Raw genomic sequence first — 3457 nt, forward strand, 5'->3', positions numbered from 1 at the left:
GGGCGGTGGTCAAGAAGGGCGAGATCAAGATAGCCACCGTGATGTCGGTGACGCTCTCGACCGATCACCGCGCCGTCGACGGCGCGCTCGGCGCCGAACTCCTCGGCGCTTTCAAACGGATGATCGAAAACCCGATGGGCATGCTGGTTTAGGTCGATCTCCGCGGGTTTGAGCCCGCCTTGATCACCGAGTTGTCAGGCTGTTAGCTCGCGTTGATCAAATTCGGGTGCTTGAAGCCGCCTTTATTTCGTTCCACATCGGGCGGAATGAACGGCAAGATGCGGGAATGGTTTCGGAATTGGCGATGGGCCCTGGCCGCATCGCTATTCCTGCATGCCCTGGTCGCGACGTTCCTGTTCTTTGGCCTGCCAAGACCCGAGCAGCAGCCGGAGCGGCAGGAACAGCCGGTCAATGTCGCGATCGTGCCCCCGCCCGAGCAGCCGAAGCCGAAAGCCGCTCCCGCGCCCAAAGTCGAAAAGCCGCCCAAGCCGAAGGTTGAAAAGCCACCGGAACCCAAGGTCGAAAAACCGCCGGAGCAACCACCAAAGCCGGACATTCCGATACTGAAGCCCGTTTTCCAGTATGGCGCGAAGGATACCGGGCCGCAGAAATCCCTCGACGGGGGCAGCGCTCAACCCAATGCGCCGTCGCCAGCCAAGGACGTGGCTGCAAAGCCGCCTGTTACGCCGAAGCCCACGCCGAGCCAGTCTCCCGCGCCTGCAGCTCCTGAGCAGCAGGCAGATTCCAGCAAGGCGGACGAGAAGCCGGCGGCTGCCGCGCCGGACGCCAAACCTGAGCAAACCGATGAGAAGCAGGCGGCTGAGGACACGGATAAACAGCAGCCCGACAAACAGGAGACGGCGCCGCAGACCCCAGACAAGCAAGCCGCCGCGGCGCCAAAGCCCTTGACGGCCGAGACCGGCGGCAAGCCGGCACCTCCGTCTTCGGCCGGGAAGGCAAAGCCTAAAGCTGCAAAGCCGATGAAGTTCAAATCCGCGAGAGCCCTAAAGGCCCCGAGCGCGGGCTTGGGGATGTCAAATCCCGCGAACAACGATGTTGCTGGATCACCGATCTATTCCGGCCTTCCAGGGGTCAGGAAGCTCTACTCGCAAGGTGCGACCGGCAATATGCAGGCCACAAGCTCGATGGAGAATGTGCCGCGCGATCAGCGCGTCGCCAACCTTTGCGCCAACGTGCTGAACCAGGAACTGCAGAGCGCCGATTACTCTCCCAGATGGCTGCCTACAATTCCGCTGAAAACCGGTAATGTTCTCAATCCGCCCGAGGCCGCCTTCAGCACGGCAACCCAATGGTTCAATGTGACCTTCCGCTGCGAGGTCGACGCCGACGCAACGAGGGTCCTGTCCTTCAACTTCCGCGTCGGGCAGTTGGTCCCTCCTGGCGAATGGGCCGGTCGAAAGTTTCCTAGTCTCCGCTAGAGCAATCCCGGGAAAAGTGCGAGCCGGTTTTCCGTTCGGAATTGCGCAAAACAAAGGTTCGGCGTTTCCGTGAATCGCTGAAACGCTCTGGGTCAGGCCGGCTCGCCGAGCTCCGCCAATTGCCGGCTGACTTCAAGCCAGTCCGCGCAGACGAAATCGGCTCCCGCGGCCGTCAGGCGCGCGGCATGTTCGGGGTAGCTGTGGCCGCCGCCGGTATAGCCGATCGCGATCATGCCGGCCGCGACCGCGCCCTGAATACCGAAAGGCGAATCCTCGATCACGATGCAGTCGGCGGGCTCCACGCCCATTCGCTCGGCCGCATGGAGGAAGATGTCTGGCGCTGGCTTGCCGTTCTTCACCATCGAGGAGGAAAAGATCGCTTCGCCGAAGAAGCGCGCCAGCCCCGTCACCGCTAGGCTGTGATTGATGCGCTCGACAGAGGATGACGAGGCGACGCAGCGGGCCCCGTTCAGCGCGCCGAGGAACGGCACGATCCCCGGCGTCGGCTTCAACTCTTCGGAGAACAAAAGCTTGGTCTCGGCCCAGATGTCGCCTTCGGCGGCGAGCGGGAACTGATGCCCGGTCAGCGTCTTGATCTTGGCGATGATGTCGGCCTGCTTCATGCCGATGCATTGGGCAATGATGCCGTCATGCACGCCGGGCATGCCATGCTTCTCATAGACGCGTTCATAGGCTTTGGCGGCCAGTGGCTCGCTGTCGACGAGGACGCCGTCGCAGTCGAAAATCATCAGTCTGGATTGCGCCACGCGCCTCTCCCGGCTTCGATATCAATGCGCACATCGCTATCGGTAAAAAGTCAGATGTTCAATAGTAAGTCGGCTGTGCCCCATCAAAGCCGGCGAAGTGCCTCGCTTGCCGACGAGTATCCCAGCGCTCGTTGCATGGCTTGGCGCGCCTGCGCGCGGTCCGGCATGATCCAGTTCGGCTCCGCGCCCAGGAACCGGTCCAGGAACGCAACAGCATAGGCTGGCATTTCGGTCGCGTTCTCGCGGTAAGACCACCAGGTGCGAAGGTCGTCCGCGCATTTGTCGATACTGGGCGCGGCGCCGAATTCCTGCTGGTGCACGGCTATGATCGCCGACACGCAGTAATTGGTGTAGAGGAAGCCTTCCGGCCAGAAGCGCACGATTGCAGCCGTGCTGGCGTTTTCCTCCGTCTCGACCATTTCCGACAGGCCCGAGATTTCTCGCGCGGGTTCCTGCCTTATCAACTCGCGCAGCACCAGCCCGGCGGCGAACACGATGAAGTCGGCCCTGTCAACGGCGGCGAATTGTTTTTGCGCCTCCATGACTTCGAGCCAGTCAAGAAAGGCTCTCGTCAACTTGGCCTCGTCGATCTCGTAGCGGATGCCGAACGCGTCGCTTACCGCTTTGGCATTGCTGCGGAAAGTGGCTCGGAACCAGCGCAGTTGCCGCAACCGGTGGCGAAGGTCCGGCATGAGGGCCAACTCGTTACTGAAGGGCAAATCCATTTTCCATACCCCGTTTGTCGAGAGGCTATCACAGGCATCGCTCATGCCGAAATCGGTCACCCGGCTGTGGACGCCAACGCCGGCAAATATAATACATGTTGACATTTTAGAAAACAAATGTTCTCACTTTCGGGTCATCTCGCCGTCCGTCATGAATGTCGGAGGGAAGAAGACTCGGGAGGAAATCGAATGGCGATCTGGCAGTGGGCGCTGCTTGGGCTCTTTGTTGTCTGGGCGCTGCAATCGCTCGGCGTATGGCTACAGATGCGGCACTACGCGGATGTCTTCAAAGGCGTCACCGACCAGTACAAGGATGGCTTCGTCGGCGCCGGGAATTTTCGCGGCCGGCTCGCCAAAGGCACCATTGCGCTGATCGTGGTGACGCCGGACCTCATCGTTCGCCGTATGATGATCATGAGCGGCCGTTCGGTGCTCACCAAGTTCAAACGACACGAAGAATTCGAGGGCATTCCCCTCGATCGACTCCGGTCCAACCCTGCGATCATGGGGGAGGGGGAACCCGGTG

At 61.2% G+C, this 3457-nt stretch carries 5 protein-coding genes; 3 read left to right on the plus strand and 2 right to left on the minus strand.

The genetic code is table 11. The features are described 5' to 3' along the window. Positions 1 to 152, plus strand: a 152-nt coding sequence (locus Q0L57_RS08775) for a 2-oxo acid dehydrogenase subunit E2 (protein WP_278162740.1), incomplete at its 5' end; no start/stop codon positions are given. Positions 153 to 266: 114 nt separating this feature from the next. Further along, positions 267 to 1439, plus strand: coding sequence for a DUF930 domain-containing protein (locus Q0L57_RS08780; RefSeq protein ID WP_296741224.1), 1173 nt, complete (start codon positions 267 to 269; stop codon positions 1437 to 1439). A gap of 92 nt (positions 1440 to 1531) precedes the next feature. On the opposite strand, the gene Q0L57_RS08785 is transcribed toward Q0L57_RS08780, so the two are convergent. Both Q0L57_RS08785 and Q0L57_RS08790 read right to left on the minus strand, forming a co-directional pair. Beyond that, the gene (locus tag Q0L57_RS08785) at positions 1532 to 2206 is read right to left on the minus strand and encodes an HAD family phosphatase (protein WP_296741226.1); all 675 of its coding nucleotides are present in this window, start codon (positions 2204 to 2206) and stop codon (positions 1532 to 1534) included. Between the two features lie 83 nt (positions 2207 to 2289). Next, positions 2290 to 2931, minus strand: a complete 642-nt coding sequence (locus Q0L57_RS08790) for a hypothetical protein (protein WP_296741235.1) — start codon at positions 2929 to 2931, stop codon at positions 2290 to 2292. Between the two features lie 189 nt (positions 2932 to 3120). Here Q0L57_RS08790 and Q0L57_RS08795 point away from each other — a divergent pair. Further along, a partial coding sequence (locus Q0L57_RS08795; protein ID WP_296741229.1) for a transcriptional regulator GutM occupies positions 3121 to 3457 on the plus strand: 337 nt, incomplete at its 3' end.

The sequence above is a fragment of the Mesorhizobium sp. genome (assembly GCF_024509055.1).
GTDB lineage: Bacteria > Pseudomonadota > Alphaproteobacteria > Rhizobiales > Rhizobiaceae > Mesorhizobium.